The organism is Vibrio sp. QJM3NY_21 (genome assembly GCF_057785975.1).
In genome coordinates this window covers 1,317,802-1,344,689 of record NZ_CM173514.1, presented here as the reverse complement: position 1 = coordinate 1,344,689, position 26,888 = coordinate 1,317,802, and the positions used below count along the sequence as shown (strand labels likewise).

At 43.5% G+C, this 26,888-nt stretch carries 26 protein-coding genes; 19 read left to right on the top strand and 7 right to left on the bottom strand.

Annotated features, from left to right (window positions below; all coding sequences use genetic code 11):
* Positions 1–140: 140 nt before the first annotated feature.
* Positions 141–2,732 (top strand): ATP-binding protein, encoded by a 2,592-nt coding sequence (locus tag AC3CID_RS21505; protein ID WP_488528002.1) that lies wholly within the window; start codon positions 141–143, stop codon positions 2,730–2,732.
* Between the two features lie 32 nt (positions 2,733–2,764).
* On the opposite strand, the gene AC3CID_RS21500 is transcribed toward AC3CID_RS21505, so the two are convergent.
* The 3 genes from AC3CID_RS21500 to AC3CID_RS21490 form a co-directional block, all read right to left on the bottom strand.
* Positions 2,765–3,001 (bottom strand): hypothetical protein, encoded by a 237-nt coding sequence (locus AC3CID_RS21500; protein ID WP_004730045.1) that lies wholly within the window; start codon positions 2,999–3,001, stop codon positions 2,765–2,767.
* A 164-nt stretch (positions 3,002–3,165) separates the two neighbouring features.
* The gene (locus tag AC3CID_RS21495; protein ID WP_065205875.1) at positions 3,166–3,792 is read right to left on the bottom strand and encodes a D-Ala-D-Ala carboxypeptidase family metallohydrolase; all 627 of its coding nucleotides are present in this window, start codon (positions 3,790–3,792) and stop codon (positions 3,166–3,168) included.
* Between the two features lie 151 nt (positions 3,793–3,943).
* A complete protein-coding gene (locus AC3CID_RS21490; RefSeq protein WP_004730049.1) occupies positions 3,944–4,258 on the bottom strand; it encodes a DUF496 family protein in 315 nt (104 codons plus the stop codon).
* Positions 4,259–4,453: 195 nt separating this feature from the next.
* Between AC3CID_RS21490 and AC3CID_RS21485 the strand changes: the two genes are divergently transcribed.
* The 5 genes from AC3CID_RS21485 (at position 4,454) to luxQ (ending at position 9,661) form a co-directional block, all read left to right on the top strand.
* Positions 4,454–4,654 (top strand): hypothetical protein, encoded by a 201-nt coding sequence (locus tag AC3CID_RS21485; protein ID WP_004730052.1) that lies wholly within the window; start codon positions 4,454–4,456, stop codon positions 4,652–4,654.
* 63 nt (positions 4,655–4,717) lie between these two features.
* Positions 4,718–5,374: a YceH family protein gene (locus AC3CID_RS21480; RefSeq protein WP_054547119.1), complete on the top strand. Its 657-nt coding sequence runs from the start codon at positions 4,718–4,720 to the stop codon at positions 5,372–5,374.
* Positions 5,375–5,689 (top strand): GIY-YIG nuclease family protein, encoded by a 315-nt coding sequence (locus AC3CID_RS21475; RefSeq protein ID WP_065205876.1) that lies wholly within the window; start codon positions 5,375–5,377, stop codon positions 5,687–5,689.
* A gap of 307 nt (positions 5,690–5,996) precedes the next feature.
* A complete protein-coding gene (locus AC3CID_RS21470; protein WP_054547117.1) occupies positions 5,997–7,091 on the top strand; it encodes an autoinducer 2-binding periplasmic protein LuxP in 1,095 nt (364 codons plus the stop codon).
* The gene (luxQ, locus tag AC3CID_RS21465) at positions 7,091–9,661 is read left to right on the top strand and encodes a quorum-sensing autoinducer 2 sensor kinase/phosphatase LuxQ (protein ID WP_488527423.1); all 2,571 of its coding nucleotides are present in this window, start codon (positions 7,091–7,093) and stop codon (positions 9,659–9,661) included. The genes AC3CID_RS21470 and luxQ overlap by 1 nt, the downstream gene beginning before the upstream one ends.
* A 61-nt stretch (positions 9,662–9,722) precedes the next feature.
* On the opposite strand, the gene AC3CID_RS21460 is transcribed toward luxQ, so the two are convergent.
* Positions 9,723–10,382, bottom strand: coding sequence for a PilZ domain-containing protein (locus tag AC3CID_RS21460; protein ID WP_054547115.1), 660 nt, complete (start codon positions 10,380–10,382; stop codon positions 9,723–9,725).
* A 194-nt stretch (positions 10,383–10,576) separates the two neighbouring features.
* Between AC3CID_RS21460 and AC3CID_RS21455 the strand changes: the two genes are divergently transcribed.
* The gene (locus AC3CID_RS21455; protein ID WP_017082477.1) at positions 10,577–10,927 is read left to right on the top strand and encodes a HopJ type III effector protein; all 351 of its coding nucleotides are present in this window, start codon (positions 10,577–10,579) and stop codon (positions 10,925–10,927) included.
* A gap of 134 nt (positions 10,928–11,061) precedes the next feature.
* Here the strand turns inward: AC3CID_RS21455 and AC3CID_RS21450 are convergent, their stop codons facing one another.
* Complete coding sequence (locus tag AC3CID_RS21450; RefSeq protein WP_146456178.1) at positions 11,062–11,370, bottom strand: DUF1289 domain-containing protein; 309 nt, start codon at positions 11,368–11,370, stop codon at positions 11,062–11,064.
* A gap of 159 nt (positions 11,371–11,529) precedes the next feature.
* On the opposite strand from AC3CID_RS21450, the gene yegD reads away from it, so the two are divergent.
* From yegD to AC3CID_RS21430, 4 genes are all read left to right on the top strand, one after another.
* Positions 11,530–12,882: a molecular chaperone gene (gene yegD / locus AC3CID_RS21445; RefSeq protein ID WP_488527422.1), complete on the top strand. Its 1,353-nt coding sequence runs from the start codon at positions 11,530–11,532 to the stop codon at positions 12,880–12,882.
* 491 nt (positions 12,883–13,373) lie between these two features.
* Positions 13,374–14,450, top strand: a complete 1,077-nt coding sequence (locus tag AC3CID_RS21440) for a porin (RefSeq protein ID WP_488527421.1) — start codon at positions 13,374–13,376, stop codon at positions 14,448–14,450.
* 349 nt (positions 14,451–14,799) lie between these two features.
* Positions 14,800–15,432 carry a fumarylacetoacetate hydrolase family protein gene (locus AC3CID_RS21435; protein ID WP_102450111.1) on the top strand — a complete coding sequence of 211 codons (633 nt, stop codon included), beginning with the start codon at positions 14,800–14,802 and terminating at the stop codon, positions 15,430–15,432.
* Positions 15,433–15,582: 150 nt separating this feature from the next.
* On the top strand, positions 15,583–16,215 hold the full coding sequence (locus AC3CID_RS21430) for a LysE family translocator (protein WP_488527420.1): 633 nt from the start codon (positions 15,583–15,585) through the stop codon (positions 16,213–16,215).
* A 130-nt stretch (positions 16,216–16,345) separates the two neighbouring features.
* Here the strand turns inward: AC3CID_RS21430 and AC3CID_RS21425 are convergent, their stop codons facing one another.
* The gene (locus tag AC3CID_RS21425; RefSeq protein WP_102450109.1) at positions 16,346–18,070 is read right to left on the bottom strand and encodes a phospho-sugar mutase; all 1,725 of its coding nucleotides are present in this window, start codon (positions 18,068–18,070) and stop codon (positions 16,346–16,348) included.
* Positions 18,071–18,526: 456 nt separating this feature from the next.
* On the opposite strand from AC3CID_RS21425, the gene coxB reads away from it, so the two are divergent.
* From coxB to AC3CID_RS21405, 4 genes are read left to right on the top strand one after another with little or no spacing between them, the layout of a single operon-like run.
* Positions 18,527–19,759, top strand: a complete 1,233-nt coding sequence (coxB, locus tag AC3CID_RS21420; RefSeq protein WP_102450108.1) for a cytochrome c oxidase subunit II — start codon at positions 18,527–18,529, stop codon at positions 19,757–19,759.
* Entirely contained in the window at positions 19,756–21,417 is a 1,662-nt protein-coding gene (gene ctaD / locus AC3CID_RS21415; RefSeq protein WP_102450107.1) for a cytochrome c oxidase subunit I, read from the top strand. The genes coxB and ctaD overlap by 4 nt, the downstream gene beginning before the upstream one ends.
* 11 nt (positions 21,418–21,428) lie before the next feature.
* Positions 21,429–22,103 carry a cytochrome c oxidase assembly protein gene (locus tag AC3CID_RS21410; protein ID WP_488527419.1) on the top strand — a complete coding sequence of 225 codons (675 nt, stop codon included), beginning with the start codon at positions 21,429–21,431 and terminating at the stop codon, positions 22,101–22,103.
* Between the two features lie 38 nt (positions 22,104–22,141).
* Positions 22,142–23,026, top strand: a complete 885-nt coding sequence (locus AC3CID_RS21405) for a cytochrome c oxidase subunit 3 (RefSeq protein ID WP_488527418.1) — start codon at positions 22,142–22,144, stop codon at positions 23,024–23,026.
* Between the two features lie 37 nt (positions 23,027–23,063).
* Here AC3CID_RS21405 and AC3CID_RS21400 read toward each other — a convergent pair whose 3' ends face one another.
* Entirely contained in the window at positions 23,064–23,294 is a 231-nt protein-coding gene (locus AC3CID_RS21400) for a DUF2909 family protein (protein WP_029225153.1), read from the bottom strand.
* A 1-nt stretch (position 23,295) separates the two neighbouring features.
* Between AC3CID_RS21400 and AC3CID_RS21395 the strand changes: the two genes are divergently transcribed.
* The 4 genes from AC3CID_RS21395 to cyoE all read left to right on the top strand — a co-directional run bounded on the left by AC3CID_RS21395 (position 23,296) and on the right by cyoE (position 26,870).
* Entirely contained in the window at positions 23,296–24,129 is an 834-nt protein-coding gene (locus tag AC3CID_RS21395) for an SURF1 family protein (protein ID WP_488527417.1), read from the top strand.
* The gene (locus AC3CID_RS21390) at positions 24,122–24,730 is read left to right on the top strand and encodes a hypothetical protein (protein ID WP_488527416.1); all 609 of its coding nucleotides are present in this window, start codon (positions 24,122–24,124) and stop codon (positions 24,728–24,730) included. The genes AC3CID_RS21395 and AC3CID_RS21390 overlap by 8 nt, the downstream gene beginning before the upstream one ends.
* A 102-nt stretch (positions 24,731–24,832) precedes the next feature.
* Positions 24,833–25,888 (top strand): COX15/CtaA family protein, encoded by a 1,056-nt coding sequence (locus AC3CID_RS21385; RefSeq protein WP_488527415.1) that lies wholly within the window; start codon positions 24,833–24,835, stop codon positions 25,886–25,888.
* Positions 25,878–26,870 (top strand): heme o synthase, encoded by a 993-nt coding sequence (gene cyoE / locus AC3CID_RS21380; RefSeq protein ID WP_488519300.1) that lies wholly within the window; start codon positions 25,878–25,880, stop codon positions 26,868–26,870. The genes AC3CID_RS21385 and cyoE overlap by 11 nt, the downstream gene beginning before the upstream one ends.
* Positions 26,871–26,888: the final 18 nt, after the last annotated feature.

Here is a 26,888-nt window from a genome sequence, read left to right as displayed (position 1 = left end):
TTGATCAATAAGTCCTGTTAATGTCCTATTCTTAACTTGGGCTAGGTAAAATTACTTTCGGGAAGGGAGTCGTTATAAAAATGATAAACATGTCAATTAGATGGCGTCTTATATTTCTTTCCACGGTTTCTGTATTCATCATGTTTGGTTTTACAGTCAATGAAGTGCTCAAGAACGATAAGAAGATGAATCACCTTGAAACAACTCGTATTAAGGTTGAAGCGCTTCAATCTTTTAATACCGTTTCAAGCGATGCTTATCGATGGTTGGTTCTGTCTAATGACTCTCCAGAGAAAGAGCTGCTGCTGTTAAAGCTGCAAGCTGATTTAGCTAGACTCGCTCAGAACGAAAAACAGCTTCGACAGTTCGATAGCAATTGGACTGTTGAACCGCAGTTGGTTGAGCTTAAGAGTGTGTTAGCGAAACTCGCTCGCGTAACCTCCAGTATGAACAACGACGCATCACAAATTACGGACAACAACACGCAACTGACAGAACATGCCTTTGACTTGCTAAAAGGTGTGTTAATGGAGCTATCTGAATATCGCATTATCATCGTGGACGAAAAGATCAGTCAAGCTGACGCGATGTTTATCAATCTTACTCACTACGTGTTCTGGACTCAGCGAGAAGCGTGGTTGAGCTACCGCTTGTATCGTTCTCCAGAGCTGATAGATCAATATTTATTGAGTTATGTTGGTGCTTTAGAAAGGCAGCAGCAGTTATTAGATACGTTTTTCCGATCAGGGAGCCGTTCGCCTGAAATTAGAAAGCTATTAAGTACGTTTTCTAAAGATGAATTTCAAAACCGTTTTACAGCTCGAATCCTCAAAGGTGACTTCTCGTCGCCTGAAATATATGAACATGTGGAAGGTTTAGAACGAAAGAAGTTAGCGATTTCAAAGGCAGTGGGTGCTTACACGAAGCAATTACAGTTTGATCTGACCAAAAATATAGCGCTGCAAAAAAGGCAAACCTTGGTTATGACATTGCTTATTCTTGTCGTTTCAGGTGTGTTGTTGTGGCTTGGTGTAGCGACATCTTTTCGCTTAAATCGAAACCTATCGATTATTTTGAAAGGGGTGTCTGAATGCGCGGATAGCTACGGCAAGCCCAAGGTCATTCATATTCAAGGCAACGATGAACTTTCCGAGTTCACTGAAACTTTGAATCGAGTGATGGAGCGTAACTATCAACATAACAAAGAGTTAGTAGAAGCAAAAGAAGATGCAATTTCGGCTAATAAGGCGAAGAGCGCATTTTTAGCCAATATGTCCCATGAGATACGTACACCACTCAACGGGATTATTGGGATGGCTGAAATTTTATCTCAAAGCCAACTGAGCGCGAATCAACAAGAAGTGTTAGGAGATATCGAATCGTCTTCTCACTCATTACTGGTTCTGCTTAATGACATTCTTGACCTGTCCAAAATCGAATCGGGCAACTTAATGCTATCGCCACACAATGCTGATCTGAGAGAGGCGGTTTACGACTCAGTAAGTGTGATTTTATCCAAAGCGATAAGTAAAGATATCGAACTCGACATCAATATCGATTCCCAAACTCCATCGCAGCTGTTTTTCGATGAGTACCGTGTAAGGCAGGTGCTGACCAATTTGCTGTCTAACGCCATCAAATTTACGTCAAAGGGCACGATTACGACGGATATCGCATACACACCTATGTCTTTGGGTAGAGGCAAGCTTGAATGCAGTGTGTCTGATACCGGGATTGGGATTGAGCCTGAGAAGTTAGAGTCCATATTTGAACCTTTCACTCAAGAAGATGGCAGTATTACTCGCCAATTCGGTGGGACAGGGTTAGGGCTTGCGATTTGTCGACAGCTTGTTGATTTAATGGGTGGTTACATTACCGCACGTTCAGTGAAAGGAGAGGGCTCAACGTTCACTTTTTGTTTGTATGTCGACACTGTCGAAACTCATCTTCAAACCTTCGACAACCTAAACCGTGCGACTATTATTTCGAATTCTTTCAATTACCTCGATCAACTGGTCAAAGAGTGTGAACGCTTAAATGTTCGACCTAATGTCGTGTCATCCATTTCGGATCTTGATGAAAACCTGAAAGAAAGTGACTTCATACTTTATTGTCATACGCTGCATCACTCTATGGATAAAGATCTTGCGACGCTGAAGGCGTTATACCCTTTGGCTCGCGTTATCGTGTGTCAGCATCATCTCTTTAAAACCAATCTAATCACAGAAACGGTTCACTCAACTCATACATTGCCATTCTTGGGTCGACGATTCTTAAACAGCTTACAATCGCTCGATATCGGTGAAGAACAAGCGCCGACGGTGGAAGTAAAAGATGAAGAGGTTCGTTCTCTGAACCGACGTATTCTGATTGTTGAAGACAACCTAATGAATCAGAAGATAGCGAGCTTCTTCCTTGAGCAAGCGGGCTATGAATATTTGATTGCCAGTAATGGCCAAGAAGCGGTGGATGTCATCACTCAAGGCGCTCAGTTTGATGCCATCTTAATGGACTGCATGATGCCTGTTATGGATGGTATAACGGCGACCCGTGCGATTCGACAATGGGAGAGTGACCAACGAGCCGCACCATTACCCATCATTGCTTTAACCGCTAGTGTGTTGGAAGAAGACATCAAAGATTGCTTTGAAGCGGGCATGAATGCCTACTTGCCGAAACCTTATAAATCCCACCAACTGTATGACCTTTTCAGTAGCCTTGATATTGTCTAACTGGCTCATTATCAAGGCTAGCACTGTACGATTTAGCGAACTTCTAACCCAAGGTTGTATTGCGCAAGGCAGCGACCGACATAACTAATCTTTAGTAATGCAGCCACTAAGATCGTGCTGATGTGTGCGACAATTTGAATTGGCAGTGAGAAGTGATCGGCCATCGGATAAGCAACAATAATACTGAGTAGCATAAGCAAGGCGGTGGTTGCTAGACTGAAGTTTGAAACAGAAAGTAGCGTTTGAAAGCGTTGAGTCATCGTCTTCATATTGAATTCCTAATTGCTATTAATAATTATGATACTCATTATCAATAGCAATTAACGTTCCAGTTTTATTTTAATCATTAAATCAATTGGTTAAAGTGTCCTGTCAATTATTTGAGTCATAATGACCCTGATAATAATCAAGTCATTATGACTCCATTGTGTGGTTACCACTGTCTAAATCCGCAAGTATCGATGTGGAATCGAACACCAGAATACAAACCCAGCCCAACGTTATTTTTTTGCCCAAATTCAGCATGAATCTTTTTAAGTTTCACGTGTAGATCTTCGCGAGTAATATCATTCGCAGGAACTAAGTCTAAGGCGCAGAATTCCAAGTGTTTACTTCGCAGTGCGCCGCCAGCTTGTTGATTGTAGATATTGGTTCGCTCTCCGGATACAGGGATAACAACGCCAATTTCAGGCTCAATATATTGTTGTATGTACTTAAGGGTATTGATCATGTTTGGCACATGTTTCTTATTGGGAAGGGTGAACAGGGTCGTATTACTCATTGCCCAATCCGTGCCTTGCAACAAGACTAAATGCAGAGGCATGCTCTGAGTGATGCCGTTGTCTTTGAGTTGTTGACCGATCGCTTTGACTTGATCTTGGGCGTGGTTAAGGAGCATCCAACCTCGAAATGCTGATCGGGTCGGAACCTTGTAGCCATGAACATCGACCACGAGATCGTCATAAGTGATTTCGGTTTCTTCGGTATAAAGTTTCTCAAATTTTTCAGGGTAAGGTTGTGTCGTTGATAACGCTAAGGTAATTAGAATACTTGCGTACATAGGTCACTCCGTTGCTTACGTTCACCTAGTTAGTTTTACAGTTGCTCAGTTTTACGTTCGCTTAAGTATAGACGTTAGAATTTGGGCATAAAAAAACCCACTACTAAGAGTGGGTTACTAACATTGTTGCAAGTAAATTCGCGAGGTTAGATTACTTCTTACCTTGAGTTTGTTTGTCTTCTTCTGTTAGTTCACGAATGCGGCGGCTGATGTCGCGACGAGCTTTAGAGATCTCTGCACTCTTGATGATGTGATCATCAACGCGGTCTTCGTAGTCAGCTTTCATGTTTTTGATAATGCCTAAGATCTCGTCGTGAGTCATCTCTGGCTTGATGTAATCAAGTAGGTTATCAAGAAGGTCGACACGCTTGCGGTTGTCGCGAACTTTCTTTTCGTTGTCTAAAAGTTCACGCTTAAGTTTGTTCTTACGTCGTGCTTGGTTAACAATTTCAAATACGCTGCTCATAGATTCCTTTTCCTAATCGTCAAATACGTTGTCTGGTTCTGATTAAAGCACATCAGTTAGTGTTGTAACAGTCTTTAGATCAAAGCAAAAGTAAGGTTGTATAATTATTCGGCACTCTCGCTAAAGTGCGATTGTTTTTATCTAACTGTTCAAGTTAGTATCCAGTATAGACACTGCATTGATACGAAATGTGAAATGAATCAACAACAACTGGAAACAGAAGATTTGGGCGACGATGTCACTGAACCTTCGGCAGAGCAAAACAAGCTTCGTGATGCGTATGTACAAGAACGTACTTATTTGGAAGTCGTGGAAATAGAGCTAAATCGTTCTAAGATCATAATGATTGATGAACAAGGCAGAAAGAAACGAGTACCGATTTTGTCTGAGCATTAGCCATTACTGGCTGCATTGTTAAATGTTGAGATGGAATTATCAAAATAATAAAAAGGAAAAACGATGAACACAGTACTTTCCCCAATTGAAGCGAGAATTATCGGTTGCTTGATCGAGAAAGAAGTCACTACCCCGGATCATTACCCGTTAACGTTAAACAGCTTAACGACTGCATGTAACCAAAAGAGTAACCGTGAGCCAGTTCTCTCTCTGTCTGAGTCGGACGTTTTAGATGCGGTTGATGGTTTGATAGCTCGCCGCATGGTGAGTGATGAGAGCAGCTTCAATAGCCGTGTTAATAAGTATCAGCATCGTTTCTGTAATACTGAATTTGGGGACTTGCAATTTACAGAGCAAGAGCGTGCAATCATCTGCTGTATGCTGCTTCGTGGGGCGCAAACGCCTGGCGAACTGCGCACTCGTACTGGTCGTCTTGCTAATTTTAGTGATGTGAAAGAGGTTGAAGCGACACTCGATAAATTAGCCGTAAGAGAAGCGGGCGCTTTAGTCGTGAAGTTACCACGTGAAGCGGGTAAACGCGAATCACGCTACCAGCACTTATTGAGTGGTGAAGTAGATGTTGAAGCGTTTGCGACGGCATCGGTAAGTGCGGCGGCACCTTCTGCGACAAGCGAAAAGTTTGAAGAACTTGAATCAGAAGTCGCAAGCCTACGTGAAGAAGTGGCAGAGCTTAAGGCTTTGGTTGAATCACTGCTTTAGATGTCTGAGTCTGATAAAAATGCGGATTGGGTCGTGTACTTAATCCGCAATCGTCACAATGCCCTTTATTGTGGCGTGACGAATAATTTAGAACGTCGATTTGAACAACATCAAACCGGTAAAGGCGCCAAAGCTTTAAAAGGTAAAGGCCCGCTTAAGCTAGTTTGGAGTTTTGGTGTTGGGTCAAAAAGTGAGGCGTTGAAAACCGAATACGCGATCAAACAACTACCAAAATCTCGCAAAGAAAAACTGGTATCACTTAAACTGATTATTGAGTGGCAACAAGGCAGAATTCAATATATCGAAGTCTCATAATTCATAGCCAAAATGTTTGTTATTGATTAAATCTTAATAATGTAAACCTTACGCTGGATTATTTTAAGTTATTGATTATATGTATTAATTCACTTTCGTCTTGAGAGCCTTATTTCATCATCTAGCTTGTTATTACTAATCTCCATTCCAAATTAACATATCGCTCATTTAGAATGTCGTTCTAATTATTATGAGGCGCTATCATTTATCACCGTTGTCCTACATAATATCTTTTAGCCATACAAAGAGATGGTGTCATGCTAGGTTAAAAAATGAGCCAAAGTAGCTCATATAGAACGAGAAAAATATGAAACGTTTATTGATGTTGTTTGGACTTGCCGTATTTTCTGCGTCCGCTCTCTCTCACGGAACTCATGTCCTCAATGGGTATTGGGAATACCAAGATTATCTTTCCAACTTTCCAGAACAAAAAGCACTGACCGATAAAATGGTCGAAGCTGTGCAAAATCATCCTGTGCCATTGAGACGAGTTCAAGACAGGCCTATTACGATTTCAGTCGTGTATCCGGGTCAACAGATCTCTGATTATTGGGTTCGTAATATCCAAGCTTTTGAGAAACGTCTCGATAAGCTGAGAATTCGCTATCAAATTAACCAAGTGTTTACACGTGTAAATGCAGATGTCTCTCAACAGAGCATTTCTTTGCAAGAGGCGATTGAAAACAAGACGGACTATCTGATTTTTACGTTAGATACGACGCGTCATCGCAAGTTTATTGAGCACGTGTTGAATTCTACTGACACCAAACTGATTCTTCAAAATATTACGACCCCAGTCCGAGCGTGGGCCGATAGACAGCCATTCATGTATGTGGGTTTTGATCATGCGACCGGTAGTTTGAAATTGGCAAATTATTTTAAAGAAGTTAGCCAACCAGCCAGTAAGTATTCTGTTTTATACTATTCGCAAGGTTACATCAGTGATGCGCGTGGAGATACCTTTATCCATGAAGTGAATACCGGTACTCATTTTGATCTTAAGTCTTCGTTCTACACAAGATCTGATAAAGAAAGTGGTTATCAAGCGGCTAAAATCAGCATAGCGAACGATAAGGATCTAGACTTTATCTATGCGTGTTCAACCGATGTCGCTTTGGGCGCAGTAGAAGCCATTCGTGAATCTGGTCGAGATATCTTAGTTAATGGCTGGGGAGGCGGATCCGCTGAACTTGAAGCCATTGCAAGGGGCGACCTAGATGTCACTGTTATGCGCATGAATGACGATACCGGTATCGCTATGGCAGAGGCAATAAAGTGGGATCTAGCCGGATTGAAAGTTCCTACCGTTTACTCTGGCGAATTTGAAGTAGTAACCAAGGAAGATTCTCCAGAACGTATTTCAGAACTTAAGCAGCGAGCATTTAGGTACTCAGGCCAATAATGAAGAAAAGTTACGCCAGTACACCTAGAAACACTTTAGCTAGGCTCATTACGCGTATCATTATTTTAGTGATAGGTGTGATGGCACTTGGCGTGCTTATTCATACTTATGAGACCAGTAGTACCATCGTAAAGCAAGAGACGAATCGAACGGTTAAACAAACCTCAAGCCTCATCCAAAATATGTTTGATTATCGTTTGTCGGTGCTACAAATTCATCAAGACAGTAGCTCACACAGTGAAACACTCAGAGCGTATTTTGCTACTGGCAATAAAGAGGCTCTGAGTTACTTCTTTTTTGGTGTTGACCAAAGTGAACCTGATCATGCACCGGATTTGCGTTTTGTGTCTACTCATGATGGTTTGGCTTGGGACGATGGTAATGGCCAGTTTTATGGATTGGACGAGTCCAACTTAAAACATATCTCTGATGAGGTTTCATTTAGTAGTAACTGGCATTTCATTAAAGTGATAACCGATATTGGTAAGCGTCATTTGTTGGCTCGCCGAACCCCTATTGTGGATAACAAAACAGGGGAGGTTCTTGGCCAGCTCTATATCGCGATCGTACTCGATAATAACTTCTCGCTTGCAGAATCGATCCAACAGGGAAGCAATTGCGAGAACATCGTTATTGAAGCGCACGGTACACCGGTTACGTCAACATTCAGTGGCGATGAAAGTTACACAATAACGGATATTCTCAACTACAAAATGTACGAGCAATTGCCTCGCCATTTCGTCACCATCGCAACTATTAAAATCAATGCTGTTGAAACGCCTCTCATCATTCGAGCTGTCCAAAAGAACACGAACTTCATTGCGTTAGAAGAGAACTATGAGCGTGCGATCATTGTTGTGATTGTGGTGATCATATTGATGTCTTTCTTTGCGCGAACTTGGATTCAAAGAAAGGTGGCGGCTGAACTCGATAAGTTGATGGACTTTACTCGCTCAGCAAGTGACGGCGAAGAGTACAACAAGTTCGATGGCTCCAATATTTTCGAGTTTCATCATATTGGTTGTACACTTGAGGACACTTTTGAACGTTTATCCGAACAGAACCAAAAGTTCCAAGATCTCTTTAACTTTGCTCATTCACCTATCTTGGTTTGGTCTGATAAAGGTGACTTAATTCAGATGAACCCCGCTGCTCGTATGGCGCTATTTGACGCCGATGATAACTACGGAGCAGTGGCTCAAGAGTTTGAGCATCGCATGCTACCCAATATCCATATGGTGGTTCAAGGTTCAAAGCTGACGGGCATTAACGTGCCAATTGGTGGGAAGGTATTTCGTTGGAACATGTCTGCAATTCGCGTTGAACACGGCATCACAGGTGTCGTGGTACAAGGCCAAGACATTACTAAGCTCATTGAAGCCGAGAGGCAGGCCGATCGAGCAAGAGAAGAAGCTGAGCACCTTGCGAATGTACGTGCAGATTTTCTAGCTAAGATGAGCCATGAAATCCGTACACCGCTTAATGGTATTCTTGGTGTTTCTCAGTTGCTGAAGCGCTCTATACACAGTGAAGATAACCGTGAACAGGTGGATGTACTTTGCAATAGTGCGGAACATTTGCTGGCGGTACTTAACGATATCTTGGACTTCTCAAAGATAGAGCAGGGGCAGTTCAATATTCAAAAGAAAGACTTCCGTTTGGGGGAACTGGTTAATACATTAGACAGTATCTATCGTCCGCTTTGTGGCGATAAATCGATCGCATTTACTATTGTGAATCATTTGGCTGATGACATTGAAATAAACACCGACCAAGTGCGCCTGAATCAAATCATGTTTAACTTGGTGAGTAACGCTCTTAAGTTCACTCACCAAGGCGGTATTTCCGTTAGTTTTGAACTCGAAAGTATCTTTAACTCAGATCATGCGAGTTTGATCGTTCGAGTGAAAGATACCGGTATTGGTATTGATGAAAACAAGATTGACGCTGTATTTGAACCCTTTGTTCAAGCCGAAGAGACCACGACTCGTGAATATGGTGGGACAGGGCTGGGCTTAACGATTGTAAAAAATCTGGTCGATATGCTGGAAGGGGACATTCAAGTCCGCAGTGAGATAAACCAAGGTTCGGAGTTCATTATAGAAATTCCAGTGGAAGTGCACTCTAAGCCGCTATTGGGCGTGAAGCAACAAGCTGATATCGAACCAGAGGCGTTGTTTAGTCGATCTTTGAGCGTATTGCTGGTGGAAGACAATCACACCAATGCCTTTATTGCGCAGGCTTTCTGTAAAAAATATGGCATGGTGGTGACATGGGCAAAAGACGGTTTAGAAGCGCTAGAAATGGCTAAGGCGACAACCTATGATCTTATTTTGATGGATAACCAACTTCCCAATCTTGGTGGCGTTGAAACTACTCAGCAACTTAGGGATGATATTGGCGTTGCAGCCCCGATTTATGCGTGTACCGCTGATGCTCAAGCGTCGACAAGAGACAGCTTTATGGCTGCTGGGGCTAATTACGTGATTGTAAAACCCATTAAAGAAGAGTCGCTACACCAAGCATTTGTTCATTTTAAAAACTCACATTGGGATGTAACGAACGACTGATCTAAACCTTTGAAAGTGCGATAGAACAAGTGCTGTGAATAAACTTTACTTGAACACGCATTTATACAAAGCCGGCAACAAATGCTTGCTCCAACAGCAGCGTTTTTAACTCGTCACTCATATCTAGGTGTTCAGGGAACTGAATGCCTAATAGCCAACCTTGGCCTTGTCTTTTTTTGCTCACTACGTTGTAGATCAGTTCGCTATCTAAGTACTCACTTAAGACAGAGTTTACTTGTATCTTCCAACCGACATCGATATCGGATTGCTGGGTAATATAGACGCCGCAGCCTGAGACTGAAAAATCGACCAGGGTGGCATCTAATGACAAAGTATCAAAAGTAACTTCACAGCTGAGTCGTACCTTATATCTTTCGTGTTCACGGATAGGCTTGGTCGCAAAGCTTGAAGGCGGACGAAGGAAAATAAGATGTGCAGGCGAGGTGATATGAGCCAGTACGTTGGTTTTAAACGCGACAATGTGCCCAAGTTCGGTGTCGGTGATGGCACGAACAATAATATCCACGTTGATGAGTTTTCTTAGCGTCAGTGCTTCTGTCGCTTTTTGTGACAGCTCAAGGATAAGGTATTGTTCTTCTTTGTGTCCGATATAGAGTGTAGTGATCTGGATCGAGTCGTCTGGGCCAAATTCTAATACACCTGCTGTTTTTGTACCGGGTTTGAGGTATCTAAACAGTTCTAAGTTTTTATCTTTATGCATATTCGTTACTGAACAATGTTAATCGTCTGATAAAATAATATAACGTCCTGATAAAACTATGTCATTAGTTTCATTGAGGTAATTTGCATTGTTTGTTCAAAAAGTGAATCGCTGTCCCAAGTAAACAACGGCTTACTCTTGTCGTAAAACAAGATACACTGCTGACAGATATATACTTGATGGAGAAATAGTAAATGGAACTGGAAACCTTATTAAATACTCTGGCTGAAACCCCAGAAAGCGTGCAATTTGAAGATACAATGCAAGTAATCGAAGCTCACTATGTTTTTGCGGAGAGTGAATTTCGCAATGGTGAAGTGGTGAATACTGCAGGGCAGAATAATGGTTCGTGTAAGATTTTTGCTTTTGGTTTAGAGCAAGGTTTATCTGCGGAGCAAACACTTGCTTGTTTTGGTCAATTTTATCGTAACGACGTGCTAGGTTTTCCAGAGAACACAGACCATCAAAATATTCGTAACTTCATGGTTCATGGTTGGAACGGTATACAGTTTTCTCAGCCTGCGCTGGTTGCAAAAACGAAGTAGGCACTAACCAAATAAATCTCAGTATTTTGAAGCGAGAAGCAACCTCTCGCTTTTTTGTCTATGTTGAACCGGTACGTAACCTGCGGAATAGGTTCTAAACTACTTAACAGGTTCGAACCTACTGTACAGGTAATCTACTGAATAGGCAGTTCAGACAAGCATGTGCGGCACAGACATACTCCAGCTTTTGGAATATCGCTAGTATCACGCTTTTCTAGTTCAAAACACCAACACGTCTCTTTACCCGCACTGATATCGCATTGAGCTGGCTCATTACACTGCGGACATTGGTGAGTCGAACTAACACCAGTAAGATTATCCATAACCGACGTTTGCTCTTCTTCAGATAAGCCTTTCCAGCCTATAATTTCATCCATTGTTCGAAAGCAGCCACTGCACATTCCGCCATTATTTTTACAAGCCGCTCGGCAAGGTGTTTTCATTTATCTAACCTGTGATTCATTTGGGCTGAAATGTAGCATATTTGTTTGCCTATTAAGAGCCGTTAGGCTAAGAAATTACTCAGTTAAATTTAGAAATGACCTCGTAATTTTTAGGCTTTTCATGTAGCATCTCGCCCCTTTTGTTGAGTGGGGGATATTATGTTTATTGGATTTGATTATGGAACAGCGAACTGTTCTGTCGCGGCAATGGTTGATGGAAAACCAAGCCTGTTACCGCTAGAAGGTAACAACCACTATATTCCCTCAACCGTGTTTGCGCCTACTCGTGAAAGTGTTTCTGAGCATCTATTTCGCCATTTGAATATCAAACCGAGTGATGCGGTTGGTGAGCAAGTGTTACGACGTGCTATTGCTTTGAATCGAGAAGAGAGTATTGATTTGGTGCCAGAAGATATGGCGTTTGGTCAGGCGGCGTTGGATCTTTACTTAGAAGACCCTCGCGATGTTTATTACGTAAAATCCCCTAAGTCTTTTCTTGGCGCAAGCGGGTTGCATGATGTTCAGGTGAGTTTCTTCGAAGATTTAGTGTGCGCCATGATGGCAAATATTAAACACCAAGCAGAACTCACGACTCAAGAGCAGATCAAACAAGCTGTTATCGGTCGACCAATTAACTTCCACGGTCGAGGTGGTGAAGAAGCAAACCGACAAGCTGAAGACATACTCTCACGCGCAGCTAAGCGTGCAGGCTTCCTTGATATTGCTTTTCAATTTGAACCAGTAGCCGCAGGCCTTGATTACGAAAGTACCCTGACTGAAAACCAAACGGTATTGGTTGTGGATATTGGCGGTGGTACCACCGATTGCTCATTGTTAGAAATGGGGCCAACTTGGTCGGGTAAAGCGGACCGAACCCAGAGCTTGTTAGCTCACAGCGGGCAAAGGGTAGGGGGTAACGACCTTGATATCTACCTTGCCTTCAAACAACTGATGTCACCTTTCGGTATGGGCAGCAAAGGCATTTCGGGTATCGATATGCCGCTGACTCAATTCTGGAATCCAATTGCGATCAATAATGTTGAAGCTCAAAAGAACTTCTATTCAAGAGAAAACCTAGCAGCACTAAAACTACTTCGTAAAGAAGCTTCAAACCCTCAAAAGCTGGAGCGTTTGATGAGGGTTTATCATGACACTCTAGGCTATAGCCTTGTACGCAGAGCGGAAGAAGCCAAAATTGCACTAGCAGAATCTTCTCAATATCGAGCCGCGATTAATGTTGCTTCTGAATTGGTCGAAGTGGACATTTCCGTTGATCAGATGGTTGAAGCTATTGAATCGCCAAAGTCTAAGATGATTGAGTTGGTTAAAGAAGCCATGCTACAAGGCCAGAAAAAGCCAGACGTAATTTACATGACGGGTGGTTCAGCTCGTTCACCTATACTTCGTGAAGCCGTACAACAAGCAGTGCCGAACGTACCTATCGTGAGTGGTAATTACTTCGGTTCAGTAACTTCAGGTTTAGCTCGTTGGGCTGAGGTTTGCTTCAAATAAAAGTCCAATGATGAGTTATTAGGGTAACCGGTCGCTGATTGGTTGCCCTTTTTTTGTGTTTGGCTTTAATGAATTTTCGCTAAGGTACTTTTATCTTCTCTAAAGTGGGAATTGTTTCACACGATTAAATATTTCAATCAGATTCTCAGTGTTACAAAATGTTTCAAGGTTAAGGTTTTGTCATGTGATGGTCTGACGAGTAAATTTTAATTTTGATTTTTAATGTTTATTTGATGACTAGAAAATCAAAAGCATTGATAGATTTATCTCAATAAATACCAAGTTACGCTTGTGGTTTTATTTGTATAGTATTGTTTATAAAGTTTTTTTTGATTTTTATAGTGTGATTTTTTTTATTTTATATATTTTAATGCAACTTTTTTGTCATTCGTATATTAGTGTTTGCCTACTTGTTAAATGCAGGTAACAACTTCTCCGTAAGCACGAGGTTGTTAGTGAATAACTCACCCAGTTACATAATGGATATGACAATGAATAAGAAACTTTTAGCGCTAGCAATTTCTGGTGCAGTATTTGGTACACAGGCAGTTGCTGTAGAACTTTACAACGAAGACGGCACAACATTCTCTGTTGGCGGCCACGTTTCAGTTGCAGTTGGTGACGTAAATAGCTCTGACCGTCAAAGCAGCGATGACATCGGTGTAGAAACTGTATCTCCACGTATCAACTTCGGTGCAACTCATGAACTTGGTAACGGCTTTACCGCTGACGCTAAAGGTGAATGGGCGCTAAACATGCTAGACGGTGGTGATCAGTCATTCACAACTCGTCTTGGTTACGTTGGTGTTTCTCACGACGATTACGGTCGTGCTGCAGTAGGTACTCAATGGGCACCTTACTACAACGTTGCTGGCGTAGCAGATATGCCAATCGCATTCGCGAATGACTTCATCTACGAAGATCACGGTAACCTCGGTACTGGTCGTGGTGAAGAGATGGTGAGCTACGCTAACGCTATGGATTTTGGTAACGCTGGCTCTCTAGCAATTGGCGTTGCATGGCAAGGCCGCAAGGTTTCTGACGAAGAATACAACAAAGTTGCTTCAGAGAATAAGTACGGTAACCGCGGTCAAATCGCTTTGAACTACGATATCGCTAACTTCTCTGTGAACTACGCTTACAATACTGGTGACGTTACTTTCGGTACTGGTGCTAATGTTGGTACTGATTCAAAGACTGCTGACTCTAATGTACTAAGTGCAACTTACGGTTCATACGGTTCTGAAGGTCTTTACGTTGCAGCTGTATACGCAGCGAACAACTACATGAATAATGGTAAGTTTGGCGTTATTTCAGAGTCTACAGGTTACGAATTTTTAGCATCTTACGCATTAGCTAACAGCCTTAACCTAAGTGTTAACTACGAAGCTGTAGAAGACGACAAGATGAGCGAAACAGTATTTGCTACAACTGCTCTACAAGCTGAATACAACTTCACATCTCAGTTCGTAGGCTTTGCTGGTTACCAGTTCGATCTACAAGGTTCTGGCGTGTACAAAGAGAAAGCTGACGACCAGTGGCTACTTGGTGCTCGTTACTACTTATAAGTCGCAGACTTATTTAGCATAGTGTTTACTCCTTAAGTTTACCTTTTAGGATACTGTCCTAGACACCATGCTAAGCCCTCTCAAGCCTGTTGGTCTGAGAGGGCTTCTTTCGTATGAATGCTCTTCAAATTTAACGCCCTCCTTTAGTTTCATTTTCTCTAATTTATGTAAGCCGATGACTCTATTTCTAGTTGGTCGGTCGAGATATACACCGATATTGACCTAAAAGTATTCAAATCAATGAATTGAGCTCAAGATCAGAATTTAGAGATCGGTAATCATCTTGTCGAAGACTCTCATTTTATGATGCGCTAAACTCTGCTCTCTAAAAATAGTTCAGGGATAAACTATGAGCAGCGTTGTAGATCAGAAACAATTGATGAATTCGAAACGAACAGCAACCCCAACAAAAGTACTGTGTGTTGGGCGTAACTATGTCGATCACATTGAAGAACTTAACAATGCGATTCCTGACTCTATGGTGGTTTTCAATAAGCCAAGCACCAGCGTTACTTCCTCCCTGTCTTCTTTTCATCAAGAAGCGCTGCACTACGAAGCAGAAATCTGTTTTATTGTTGAAAACGGTGAATACTCTGCTGTGGGATTCGGCTTAGACCTTACTAAGCGTGAATTGCAAAGCAGTTTAAAAGCCAAAGGTTTACCTTGGGAGCGTGCCAAAGCCTTTGATGGTTCTGCTGTCTTTAGTCGCTTTGTTCCCGTTGATAATTTTGATCTCTCTGACTTAAACCTAGAATTATTTATTAACTGTGTCCGCGTTCAAAAGGGTCACGTTGAGCAGATGCTGTATTCTCCACAAACTATCCTAGAAGAGCTCTCTTCTTACACGACTGTGCTTGATGGCGATGTTGTAATGACAGGCACCCCCAAAGGTGTTGGTGAAGTGCATCGAGGTGATATTTTCCTTGGTCGCCTAAAGTGTGGCGAAACCACATTAATTGAGATTGAGTGGGTAGCAAGTTAAGTAGTATTTTCTATTTGGTTAATAAATTTGTTTTATTGTTCGTTGATGGTATTTAATTCGAATCTTTTACTATCCTACAACTAATTGCATCTGGAAGGGTGTTGGTAATTGATATAAAATCCGCCTCCGTTTTTATCAATACTGAAACCCATGATCGACTTAGCCATTTTACCTGTTTACCTGACAGCCGTTGTTGCACTTCTCCTTTTGCCTGGCCCTGATATGTTACTCATCGCGAGCTCAAGTATGAGCTATGGCCGCAAGGTTGGTGTGTTTGCAAGTTTGGGTAACGCGACTTCTGGAGTTATCCTGACAGTATTGGCAGCAATGGGTGTTTCAGCATTGATTGCGATGAGTCCAGTGGCGTTAAAAGCCCTTCATCTGTTAGGCGGTACCTACTTATTAAAAATGGGGTGGGATTGTCTTCGAACAAAGCAGGGTAATGCGCCTGAGCTAAGCGACAACTTTGCTGCAAAAGCCTACTATCAACGAGCATTGATTAGTAACCTGCTTAACCCTAAAGCGTTGGTTTTCTTTGTGATGTTCTTACCACAGTTTGTGTCGACGAATATTGAAGCGACTTCTGGTGAACAGATGCTCGTTCTGGGTTTATTGTTGAATGTTCTCGGCTTAACGTTCAACTTTTTGCTGGTGGCTTTAGTGGGTACGATTGGTAAGTCTCTCGTAGAGAATGCTAAGTTTCGTACCTATCAACAGAAAGTCATGGGCGGAGTCTTCATCGTGTTGGCTATCTGGATGTTGTCTTCTTTCTTTACTTCGTAGACGAATCAACCCAAACATCTTCTCGCGGTTAGCCGCTGAGACAAAAATGGACGCTTTGAGCGTCCATTTTTTATTCCTAGCAGTTACATATTGCACTTTATAGAACTGATGTTTTGAAAACGATGATTCACTAAGCGTTCAACTCTTGCTGGTGTTGTTCAATCAGTTTATTCATGTCTTCTTCACCGCGTAGGCGAGTGTCTTCGTATGTTTCTGTCCCTTCGAACTTTGTTACCGTCTCATAATAGACTTTAACTTTTGGTTCTGTGCCTGAAGGTCGGACGATAATGCGAGTGCCATCTTCTAGGTGATAGATGAGAACATCACTTGAAGGCAGGTTAATCGCTTCAGTATTGCCACCAATGACGAAGCGTAAAGAAGACTGCAGATCTTCAATCACAGAGATAGCAACACCGTTTATTGCTTTAGGTTGTGCCGCTCTGAGTTTAGAACCAATCGATGGCGAATCTGGGTCTAGGGCAATACTTCGTTGCGCGTTGGTATGAACACCATGTTCAAATGAAATTTGAGCAAGAAGATCCCAAACGGTTCGACCTTGAGATTTGAGCTCTTCAACCAGTTGAGCGAAAACAACGATAGCAGACAGCCCATCTTTGTCTCGTACCTGAGTACCAATTGTATAGCCTAACGCTTCTTCATAGGCGAACAAAAACTCGTTCTGATCATCTTCTAATTGCATGCCAATATTCGCTAACCATTTAAAGCCCGTTAGCGTTTGGAAGTAAGTCGCACCGTGGGATTGAGCCACTTTTTCAAGCAGAGTTGAAGACACGATGCTGTTACCAACTAACTGGTTTTTGGTATGCGGCTTCGACAACAAGTAATGCGCGAATAGCACGCCGACTTGATCGCCCGTTAGCATTTTATAGGAAGCATCATCAGTTCTAGCTGTATCGTCAGTTCTGACCGCAACGGCGAATCGATCTGCATCTGGATCGTTGGCACAAGCTATGTCGGCATCGACACTTTTTGCGAGGTTAATAACGAGATCCATTGCCCCTTTTTCTTCGGGGTTCGGGAAGTTCACGGTTGGGAAGTTACCATCAGGCTCTCTTTGTTCAGCCACACTGAATACTTTGTGGAATCCAGCATCGTGAAGAAGATCTTCCGCCATTTTTGCCCCCACCCCATGCATTGCCGTGTAGGTGATGGTGGTATTCGCCGATTCAAGAGTGTTATTAACGTACGGACTTTGATTAATAGCAGCACGGTATGTTTGATAATAACCCTCAGTTAACCACACCAGTTTACCTTGCGTTTCGGCATCACTTAGGCTCATTAATGGGATTGGCTTGGTTGAAGCGACATCGATTTCGCCGGCAATGCCTGCATCGTGAGGGGGAATGATTTGAGCGCCATTCTCCCAGTATACTTTGAAGCCATTGTATTCCGGCGGGTTGTGGCTCGCCGTAACAACAACAGCGCCAGCTGCGTTGAAATGCTCAATACCAAAAGCAACAATAGGGGTTGCTGCGACATCGGAGGTTAGGTACACCTTAATGCCCAATGCGGTGAGCACAGAAGCTGTATCAATGGCGAATTGTTTTGAATCTAAACGCCCGTCATAACCGACAACGACGCCACGAATCGAGGCATTGGCGACATGTTCAATCAAGTAATGGCCAAGGCCTGTTGCCGTTTCTTGTATCACCAAGCGGTTCATTCTATTTGGACCGCATCCGACTTTACCTCGTAAGCCCGCCGTTCCGAATTCCAATCGTTGAGTAAAGCGGTCTTCTAATTCGTCGTGCATTCCCTCATCAATGAGGTGTTGAAGCTCTTCACGAGTTCTTGGATCTGGGTCTCTCGCTAACCAGTTCATAGCATCTTGCATAATTACTAAACCTTTTCATATCGGGATGTCTTTCTGTTGATTTAATTTAAGTGATATTGATTATCATTTCCATGAAAGCAATCGTAAAACTCGATTTAAAATAAATTCCAACAGCAAGGGAAGGGCATATGGATAAAGCAACTTCAAATAATTGACTGTTTAATAAGTAAACTTACCTTGAACAATTGGATATCACTAACTAGCCTTTTACATAAATATAACAAAATTTAACAAATTCGCCGTTTTTGAATCTTTCATGGAAACTTCCAACGCTTATGAGCCGTATTCACTCTTAGGTTGAGATGAGGCCAGCAGCCCGTTTACAGGCTAGTTCCATGTGAGTTGTAGATTGAGATTCAGCCTTTCATGTGCAGCCGGGATAACAATGAATGTTGTTCAGCTCGCAACGACATTTAGGTCGCAAGTATCCAATTAGGAAGGATAAGGAGAGATCTTTTGAAAAGATTACTGGTTAGGCTAGGGTGGCTTTTGAAAAGTTTTGTTGTGGTTTTGGTATCGCCTTTGGTGCATGCCAGCACTGAATACAACATGACTCAAGGTGTCACTGAGATCAGCGGTAAGGTATACGAACTTCATATGCTGATCTTCTACATCTGCTGTGCGATTGCTTTTGTTGTTTTTGGTGTGATGTTTTATTCAATTCTGAGACACCGAAAGTCGAAGGGGGCGGTTGCTGCTCATTTTCACGAAAGTACGAAAGTCGAAATCCTTTGGACCATCATTCCTATTATTATCCTCATCGCTATGGCCATACCCGCGACCAAGACCTTGATTGCGATGGAAGACACCTCTCAATCAGAACTCACAATCAAAATCACTGGCTCGCAATGGAAGTGGCACTACAGCTACTTTGGCGAAGATGTTGAGTTTTTCAGCCTTTTAGCGACCAGCGATAAAGAGATTGAAGGCATTGAAGTGAAAGGCGCGCATTACCTGTTAGAGGTTGATAAGCCATTAGTACTGCCTATCAATCGTAAAGTCCGCTTTTTGATGACTTCCGATGATGTTATTCACTCATGGTGGGTGCCTGCTTTCGCGGTTAAGAAAGATACCATTCCCGGTTTCATCAATGAGGCGTGGACAAAGATCGATGAGCCTGGCGTTTACCGAGGTCAGTGTGCTGAATTGTGTGGTCGTGCTCATGGCTTCATGCCGATAGTGGTACGTGCCATGGAAGAAGACGATTTTGACGCATGGTTAGCGGGGCAGAAAGAATTGGCGATAGCCGCACAACAAGCGGCGCAAGATGCACTAGATGCGTCACTTTCCTTAGAAGAATTGAATGCCATCGGTGAAGAAGTTTACAAAACCCGTTGCGCCGTTTGTCATCAAGTCAACGGAGAGGGTATTCCCGGCGCATTTCCTGCCATTAAAGGAAGCCCTATAGCACTTGGTGATGTGGGTGTTCATATCGATACCATTGTTTATGGTCGCGGAGGCACCGCAATGCAGGCATTTGATAATCAATTAACCGAGAAAGAGATTGCTGCAGTAGTGACTTATCAAAGAAATGCTTGGGGTAATGACACTGGCGATGTGGTTCAGGCTTCAGATGTGAACGCTTATAAGGCGAAGCAAGAAGGTGGGTCTGACAACGAACAAAGTGAAACGAACAGTGAACAAGGCTCAACGGATGAGGCACAAAACGATGCTAAGGAGCAGTTATGAGTTCGCCAATCAATAAGCCGGTGAAATCGGCTCCCGCAGAAGATCAAGCACTGAGTCATTCAGCTGAAGATTCATTGGACAGCCATGATTTACCTCATGATGATCACGACTCACATGCTGCTCCCAAAGGTTGGGCGCGTTGGCTTTACTCAACCAATCACAAAGACATAGGTACACTTTACCTTTGGTTTAGCTTTGCCATGTTCTTAACAGGCGGTGCCATGGCGATGGTGATCCGTGCGGAGTTATTCCAACCGGGGTTACAGCTCGTTGAGCCAGACTTCTTTAATCAGATGACTACCGTTCACGGTTTAATAATGGTGTTTGGTGCCGTGATGCCTGCATTCACAGGTTTGGCTAACTGGATGATCCCAATGATGATAGGCGCTCCAGACATGGCGCTGCCGAGAATGAACAACCTCAGTTTCTGGATCTTGCCTTTTGCGTTTCTAATCTTAATCGGATCTTTATTTACAGAGGGGGGCGGCCCTAGTTTTGGTTGGACCTTCTACGCGCCACTCTCGACAACTTATGGCCCAGACAGTACCGCGCTATTCGTATTCTCAGTTCATATTATGGGGATCAGTTCGATCATGGGGGCGATTAACGTCATCGTAACCATAGTGAACATGCGCGCACCGGGTATGACTTGGTTCAAGTTACCGATGTTTGTATGGACTTGGCTAATTACCGCTTTCTTGCTGATAGCCGTGATGCCCGTGCTTGCGGGTGCGGTGACCATGGTACTGACTGACAAATACTTTGGGACTAGCTTCTTTGATGCCGCAGGTGGTGGGGACCCGGTGATGTTCCAGCACATATTCTGGTTCTTTGGGCACCCCGAAGTGTACATCATGATCTTGCCGTCTTTTGGTATTGTCTCGGCGATCATCCCTGCATTCAGTGGTAAGCGTCTGTTTGGTTATCACTCTATGGTATACGCGACCTGTAGTATCGCACTGTTGTCATTCTTGGTTTGGGCGCACCACATGTTCACTACCGGTATGCCAGTATTTGCCGAACTGTTCTTCATGTATTGCACCATGTTGATCGCTGTGCCGACCGGTGTGAAAGTCTTCAACTGGGTGGCAACCATGTGGCGGGGTGCTTTGACCTTTGAGACGCCAATGCTGTTTGCGATTGCCTTCATTGTTCTGTTTACGATTGGTGGTTTATCTGGATTGATGCTCGCCATCGTGCCAGCTGATTTTCAATACCACGATACCTACTTTGTTGTAGCTCATTTCCATTATGTTCTGGTGACAGGTGCTGTGTTCTCAATTATGGCCGCCGCCTATTACTGGCTGCCAAAATGGACTGGGCATATGTACGACCACAAGCTCAGTCTGTGGCATTTCTGGACGTCGGTGATTTCAGTTAATGTGTTGTTCTTCCCGATGCACTTTTTAGGGTTAGCGGGTATGCCGCGTCGTATTCCAGATTACGCAATTCAGTTCGCCGACGTTAACCAAGTCGTGTCGATTGGTGGTTTTGCCTTTGGGTTGTCTCAGCTGATTTTCTTATGGCTGGCTATCAAGTGCGTAAGAGGCGGAGAGCCTGCACCAAGCAAGCCTTGGGATAGAGCTGAAGGGCTTGAGTGGACCGTACCAAGCCCTGCGCCTCACCACACTTTTACTCATCCACCTAAAGTGGATTAGAGGACAGAACCATGAGTGATAAGCAAAGCGATCCCAATCAAGATAAAAAACAACCAAAGCGCCTGTCTAATAAGCGGTCGACTAAAAAGCTGACGGGCTACTTGGTGTTGAGTGTGGTTGCGATGTTTGGCTTCGGTTTCGCTTTGGTTCCTCTGTATGACGTAATGTGTGAAGCCTTGGGGATCAACGGGAAAACCAACACGGTCTCTGCCGTTCAACCTCAGGGAATGCAGCCTGATTACTCTCGTACGGTCCGCGTTGAATTCATGTCGCACATTAAGCCAGATATGCCGTGGCAGTTTTCGCCTGAAGTTCGAGTGTTAGAGGTTCATCCTGGTGAGGTGGTTCAAACTAACTACATTGCCAAAAACCTTTCTGGAACCTCAGTGGTTGGCCAAGCTGTGCCATCGGTTTCTCCAGGTATGGGGGCAACTTACTTCAATAAGATGGAATGCTTTTGTTTTAATCAGCAGCCATTGGACGGGCACAAGAGCGCAGAAATGGGGTTGATATTTTACATCGAGCCCGATATTCCAGAATCGATACATACGCTTACGCTCTCTTATACGCTGTTTAACATCACGAGTCAGGTGAGTGGAGAGGCAAGTAAGCCTGGAGTGAGCACATCAACATTGAGCACACTACAATCTGGCTCACCAAAAGCGAGCACACTCGCAAGTAACTAGGGATTTACAGAACCAGTATCAACATAAGGAGTTGAGCGATGAGTTCTAAAAAGGAAGTTTATTTCGTTCCACATCAAAGCCACTGGCCATTGGTGGGTGCCGTAGCGCTGTTTTTGGTCGCGGTTGGCGCTGGCTTGACGGTGCAAAATATGGGCACCGACGCTGCTGGCGGCGTCTTTGGAAAAGCAGTTCTGTTAGTCGGATTTTGTGTGTTGCTTTACATGCTCGCAGGTTGGTTTAGTAATGTGATCACGGAATCATTAAGTGGCGTTTATTCTGAGCAAATATCCCGCTCCTTTAGGCAAGGCATGAGTTGGTTCATCTTCTCTGAGATCATGTTCTTTGGTGCTTTCTTTGGTGCGCTTTTTTACGCTCGTATGATTTCTGTCCCTTGGATTGGTGGTGCGGGCAACAATGCAATGACCCATGAAGTGTTGTGGCCGATGTTTCAGTCGATATGGCCGCTGACCACCACTCCAGATGGTGTGACGACGCAAGCAATGCCTTGGCAAGGTATTCCGCTTAAGAACACCATTATCCTGCTGCTTTCCTCTGTGACGCTGCACATGGCACATATCAGCCTTGAACAAAATAAGCGTATGGCTTTGATCGTGTGGTTGGAGATAACCATTGTTCTGGCTGGCTTCTTCCTATTCTTCCAAGTTGAAGAGTACCTTCACGCTTATCAAGAGATGGGGCTGACGCTTCAATCCGGTATCTATGGCAACACCTTCTTCTTACTGACCGGATTCCATGGTTTACATGTGTGTTTAGGAACGATTTTTTTGATTGTGTTACTGGCGAGAGTTGCGAAGGACCACTTCACTCCTCAAGACCACTTTGCGTTCCAAGCGGGCAGTTGGTATTGGCACTTTGTTGATGTGGTTTGGTTAGGTTTGTTTGTGTTTGTTTATGTGCTCTAACGAAGTATATCGGTCTAGCTGTTAGGTTTGTATGGGCTTAATAAGGGCGAGGGTTGGGAGTTATCATTCCTGAACCTAACGCCAGTAATAACAGTAGCACAACAACGGCTGACCACATGACTCGACGACCCAAGAAGTGACTCAGTCTTTTGCCATTGTGTTTACCTGATGCGATTTGGATTAGACCTTTCATCAAATTGAAAGCGATAAAAAACAGCAAAGCGACCAATACAATTTTAAACAACAACACAAAGGTAGATGACGCCATAGTGATAACTCCAAATCGATTGATTGATGATGAACACAAGTTCCGCAGTAAAGGTTTTTGGATAGCGGTTGTTTTAACTGTGGTTTCAGTCGGCATTTTAATCAAGTTGGGTTTGTGGCAGTTAGATCGAGGTAACGAGAAATTGCGCTATGAACAACAGCTATCAGAAAGAGCGCAGCAATCGCCGAGGTCATTGGATGCGGTTATCTCTGAATGGAAGGACTCGCGTATACAAGCGCAAGGTGCATCTGAACAGCTGTCTTTAAATGGTTTGAAGGTTGATGTGGAATTGGAAACACCAAGTGGTTTAGTGGTCTTGTTAGACAATCAGGTTAACCAAGGAGCGGTGGGGTATGTGATTTACATGTTGGGTGAGGTTCGCTTTAAAGATGAAAACGAGTCTTTAGTGGCCGAAAAGCAGTTATTGATCGATCTGGGGTTCGTTGCGGCAAGTAATGACAGAAAAGAGCTTCCACAACTAGGAAACATAACACTACTAACCAATATGTCAGGGCGTTTGTACACTCGTTCAGTGAATCCTCTAAGTCATGAGCTGGGTTTAGAAAACACAACGCCTAAAAGAATTCAAAACATCAACATCACAGCGTTATCAGAGTACACAGGACAAGCCGTTTTACCCTTTGTCTTCCAACCGCAAAGCTTAGAATCGTGGCCTTATGAGTTGTTATGGCGGCCGACGGCAATGAAATCTGAGAAGCACTTCGGTTACTCATTTCAATGGTTTGTAATGGCAGCGGTACTTTTGTTTTTGATGTTGTTAATTGGCTATCGGTACCTAAAAGCGACACCTATCACGGAGAACAACGATGGATAAGTCTCAAGCACAAGTGAACAGGGAAAGTACCGAGGCAAACATGGCTGAGCTCAGAAGCCGTCGTACTAAAGGGCGCTTGGTATTAATTGGACTTGTTTTAATTTTCGCTTTGCCAGCCATTATCGCCAAAACTGTATTGGACCAGAATTGGTATACCTCGGGTGTCACTAACTCAGGCGAATTGGTAGAACCAAGAATTACACTAGCGGATTTCGGCGTAATGGTACCCATGGCAGGAGAGGGTTGGGTTGTGGGTTATATCGCACCGATGGAGTGCGAAAGCTTGTGTGAACAACAACTCCATTATTTGAATCAAAGCTACTTAGCGTTAGGGAAAAACAAAGAGCGAGTGACCGCCGTTGTTTTCGTCTCAGAAGGTAACTCGTTGTTGGGTTCGCTCAACAAGCCTGATTTGTCGTTTTTAGCTGGTGGTGATCAATTAAGTACTGAGTTTGCACCCGCTTCTATTGTCATAATTGACCCACTCGGGCAATTGGTTATGGAATACAAAAGTGTTTCTGATCCTTCGCAGCTAGTCAGCCAATCTAAAGGCATGATTCATGATCTAAGAAAGCTGCTTAAGCTGTCACGAGTTGGGTAGTTAATCAGCTTAAGTTGATAAGCTTGAGTTGATGAGCTTTAGCAGATTGCGTTAATGCTGAGTGTTGTTAGTGAAAAGGGAATAAGTATAGGGAGATAAACGATGCAGAATAAAGCCCCTGATTTGCTCATACACATGATGAGATTAACTATCTTGTTAACCCTTACCGTGATTGTGCTCGGCGCTTATACCCGTTTGTCTGATGCTGGCCTTGGCTGTCCTGACTGGCCTGGGTGCTATGGAAAGATCACCGTTCCCTCGAATACCCAAGCCGTTAATCAAGCCAATCTACAATTTCCAGAACGAGCTCTCGAAGCAGACAAAGCTTGGATAGAGATGATCCATCGCTACTTTGCAGGAACATTAGGGCTGCTTATCTTTGTCGTTGTTGCTTGGTGTATTAAAAAGAATATAACAGCTGCTGGTCTTCCGTTACTTATCTCTGCAACCGTGATATTTCAGGCTTTGCTTGGAATGTGGACGGTGACTCTCAAGTTGATGCCCGTTGTGGTTATGGCGCATTTGATGGGGGGCTTCACGTTGCTGTCACTGTTGTGTCTGCTCTACTGTCGTTTGTCTCAATTCCAAAACCGTTTCGGCGAGGCTTCCTATTCTTCACCACTTAAAGTCTCGGCACTATTCGGATTACTCATTGTGGTCGGGCAGATACTGCTCGGTGGCTGGACATCGTCAAACTATGCCGCTCTGGTGTGCACCCAATTACCCATCTGTGAGGGAAACTGGGTAACTTATCTCGATTTCAAAAATGCTTTCGATTTTGCTCAACACGGACATGAAAATTATGAGTTTGGTGTGTTGGCGTATCCAGCAAGACTTACCATACATGTCATGCATCGTTTTGGCGCTATTGTTGCCACATTAACTGTGTTGATGATTGTGTATCAACTTTGGAAGTTGGGTAAAGCACCTCAACAGAAGCTGAGTATCATTGTTGTGATGGTGTTGTTTGCTCAAGTCAGTTTGGGGATTAGCAATGTCTTGTTCCACCTGCCGATATCCGTTGCGGTTTTGCATAACCTAATGGCGGCAATGTTGCTTGTGAGTATGGTTGTGACTAACTTTGTGGTGTGGCAGTACAAACCAAGTGAGTGTTTGGCTAAGAACAATGTATTACAAGGAGGTAATCATGGTCAGTAGAACGTCGACACAAAATAGAGTGATGGTTCAAGGTGGAGCATCAAGCAATGAAAGTGCGACCAATCATAGAATTTCCTCAGGAAACGAAGTGGTTTCAACAAGTGATTTGGTCTCGAAAAATAAAGCAACTTGGAAGGTCTATTTAACACTGACTAAACCCAAGGTAGTGGCTTTGATGCTGCTGACTGCATTGGTTGGTATGTGTTTAGCGGTACCCAATGGACTGCCCTTACAACAAACTTTGTTCGGAATGATTGGGATAGGGCTGATGGCCGGTTCGGCAGCTGCTTTTAATCATTTGATCGACAAAAAGATCGATGGGCAAATGACTCGCACTAATCGACGACCTTTACCGTCGGGTGAACTGAGTAGTGTGCGTGTGTTCAGTTTTGCGTCTGGTATTGGCTTACTTGGTTTTGTCGTGCTAGTGGTGTGGGTCAATCAACTCACCGCTTGGTTAACTTTTGCGAGCTTATTAGGTTACGCGGTGATTTATACCATGTATTTGAAACGAGCGACCCCGCAAAACATCGTGATAGCCGGAATTGCTGGCGCTATGCCACCCTTATTAGGCTGGACGGCCGTAACCAATGAACTGCATTCAAATGCTTGGCTGTTGGTGATGATCATCTTTATTTGGACGCCTCCGCACTTCTGGGCGTTGGCAATTCATCGTCGTGATGAGTATGCCAAAGTGAATATCCCCATGCTGCCTGTGACCCATGGTATTGCTTACACCAAAACATCGATTTTGCTCTATACCTTGCTGCTAAGCATCGTATGTATATTGCCAGTGTTGGTCGGCATGAGCAGCTGGATATATCTGAGCGCTTCATTGGTGCTCAACGGTGGGTTTGTTTACCACGCTTGGGTACTTAAGTATCGTGATGAGCCTAATATGGCGATGAAGACCTTTAAGTTCTCCATCTATCATCTCATGATCTTGTTTGTTGCTCTATTGGCAGACCACTATCTACTTTAACAACTGGCGTTTCTACTT

Coding starts and splice junctions, on each gene's coding strand:
- AC3CID_RS21500 (WP_004730045.1), bottom strand. CDS start 3,001: ATGAAGACGATGACTCAACGCTTTCAAACGCTACTTTCTGTTTCAAAC.
- AC3CID_RS21480 (WP_054547119.1), top strand. CDS start 4,718: ATGAACACAGTACTTTCCCCAATTGAAGCGAGAATTATCGGTTGCTTG.
- AC3CID_RS21475 (WP_065205876.1), top strand. CDS start 5,375: ATGTCTGAGTCTGATAAAAATGCGGATTGGGTCGTGTACTTAATCCGC.
- AC3CID_RS21400 (WP_029225153.1), bottom strand. CDS start 23,294: ATGGCGTCATCTACCTTTGTGTTGTTGTTTAAAATTGTATTGGTCGCT.
- AC3CID_RS21385 (WP_488527415.1), top strand. CDS start 24,833: ATGCAGAATAAAGCCCCTGATTTGCTCATACACATGATGAGATTAACT.
- AC3CID_RS21405 (WP_488527418.1), top strand. CDS start 22,142: ATGAGTTCTAAAAAGGAAGTTTATTTCGTTCCACATCAAAGCCACTGG.
- AC3CID_RS21440 (WP_488527421.1), top strand. CDS start 13,374: ATGAATAAGAAACTTTTAGCGCTAGCAATTTCTGGTGCAGTATTTGGT.
- AC3CID_RS21470 (WP_054547117.1), top strand. CDS start 5,997: ATGAAACGTTTATTGATGTTGTTTGGACTTGCCGTATTTTCTGCGTCC.
- AC3CID_RS21490 (WP_004730049.1), bottom strand. CDS start 4,258: ATGAGCAGCGTATTTGAAATTGTTAACCAAGCACGACGTAAGAACAAA.
- cyoE (WP_488519300.1), top strand. CDS start 25,878: ATGGTCAGTAGAACGTCGACACAAAATAGAGTGATGGTTCAAGGTGGA.
- AC3CID_RS21430 (WP_488527420.1), top strand. CDS start 15,583: ATGATCGACTTAGCCATTTTACCTGTTTACCTGACAGCCGTTGTTGCA.
- AC3CID_RS21495 (WP_065205875.1), bottom strand. CDS start 3,792: ATGTACGCAAGTATTCTAATTACCTTAGCGTTATCAACGACACAACCT.
- yegD (WP_488527422.1), top strand. CDS start 11,530: ATGTTTATTGGATTTGATTATGGAACAGCGAACTGTTCTGTCGCGGCA.
- ctaD (WP_102450107.1), top strand. CDS start 19,756: ATGAGTTCGCCAATCAATAAGCCGGTGAAATCGGCTCCCGCAGAAGAT.
- AC3CID_RS21485 (WP_004730052.1), top strand. CDS start 4,454: ATGAATCAACAACAACTGGAAACAGAAGATTTGGGCGACGATGTCACT.
- AC3CID_RS21505 (WP_488528002.1), top strand. CDS start 141: ATGTTTGGTTTTACAGTCAATGAAGTGCTCAAGAACGATAAGAAGATG.
- luxQ (WP_488527423.1), top strand. CDS start 7,091: ATGAAGAAAAGTTACGCCAGTACACCTAGAAACACTTTAGCTAGGCTC.
- AC3CID_RS21410 (WP_488527419.1), top strand. CDS start 21,429: ATGAGTGATAAGCAAAGCGATCCCAATCAAGATAAAAAACAACCAAAG.
- AC3CID_RS21425 (WP_102450109.1), bottom strand. CDS start 18,070: ATGCAAGATGCTATGAACTGGTTAGCGAGAGACCCAGATCCAAGAACT.
- AC3CID_RS21455 (WP_017082477.1), top strand. CDS start 10,577: ATGGAACTGGAAACCTTATTAAATACTCTGGCTGAAACCCCAGAAAGC.
- AC3CID_RS21460 (WP_054547115.1), bottom strand. CDS start 10,382: ATGCATAAAGATAAAAACTTAGAACTGTTTAGATACCTCAAACCCGGT.
- AC3CID_RS21390 (WP_488527416.1), top strand. CDS start 24,122: ATGGATAAGTCTCAAGCACAAGTGAACAGGGAAAGTACCGAGGCAAAC.
- AC3CID_RS21450 (WP_146456178.1), bottom strand. CDS start 11,370: ATGAAAACACCTTGCCGAGCGGCTTGTAAAAATAATGGCGGAATGTGC.
- AC3CID_RS21435 (WP_102450111.1), top strand. CDS start 14,800: ATGAGCAGCGTTGTAGATCAGAAACAATTGATGAATTCGAAACGAACA.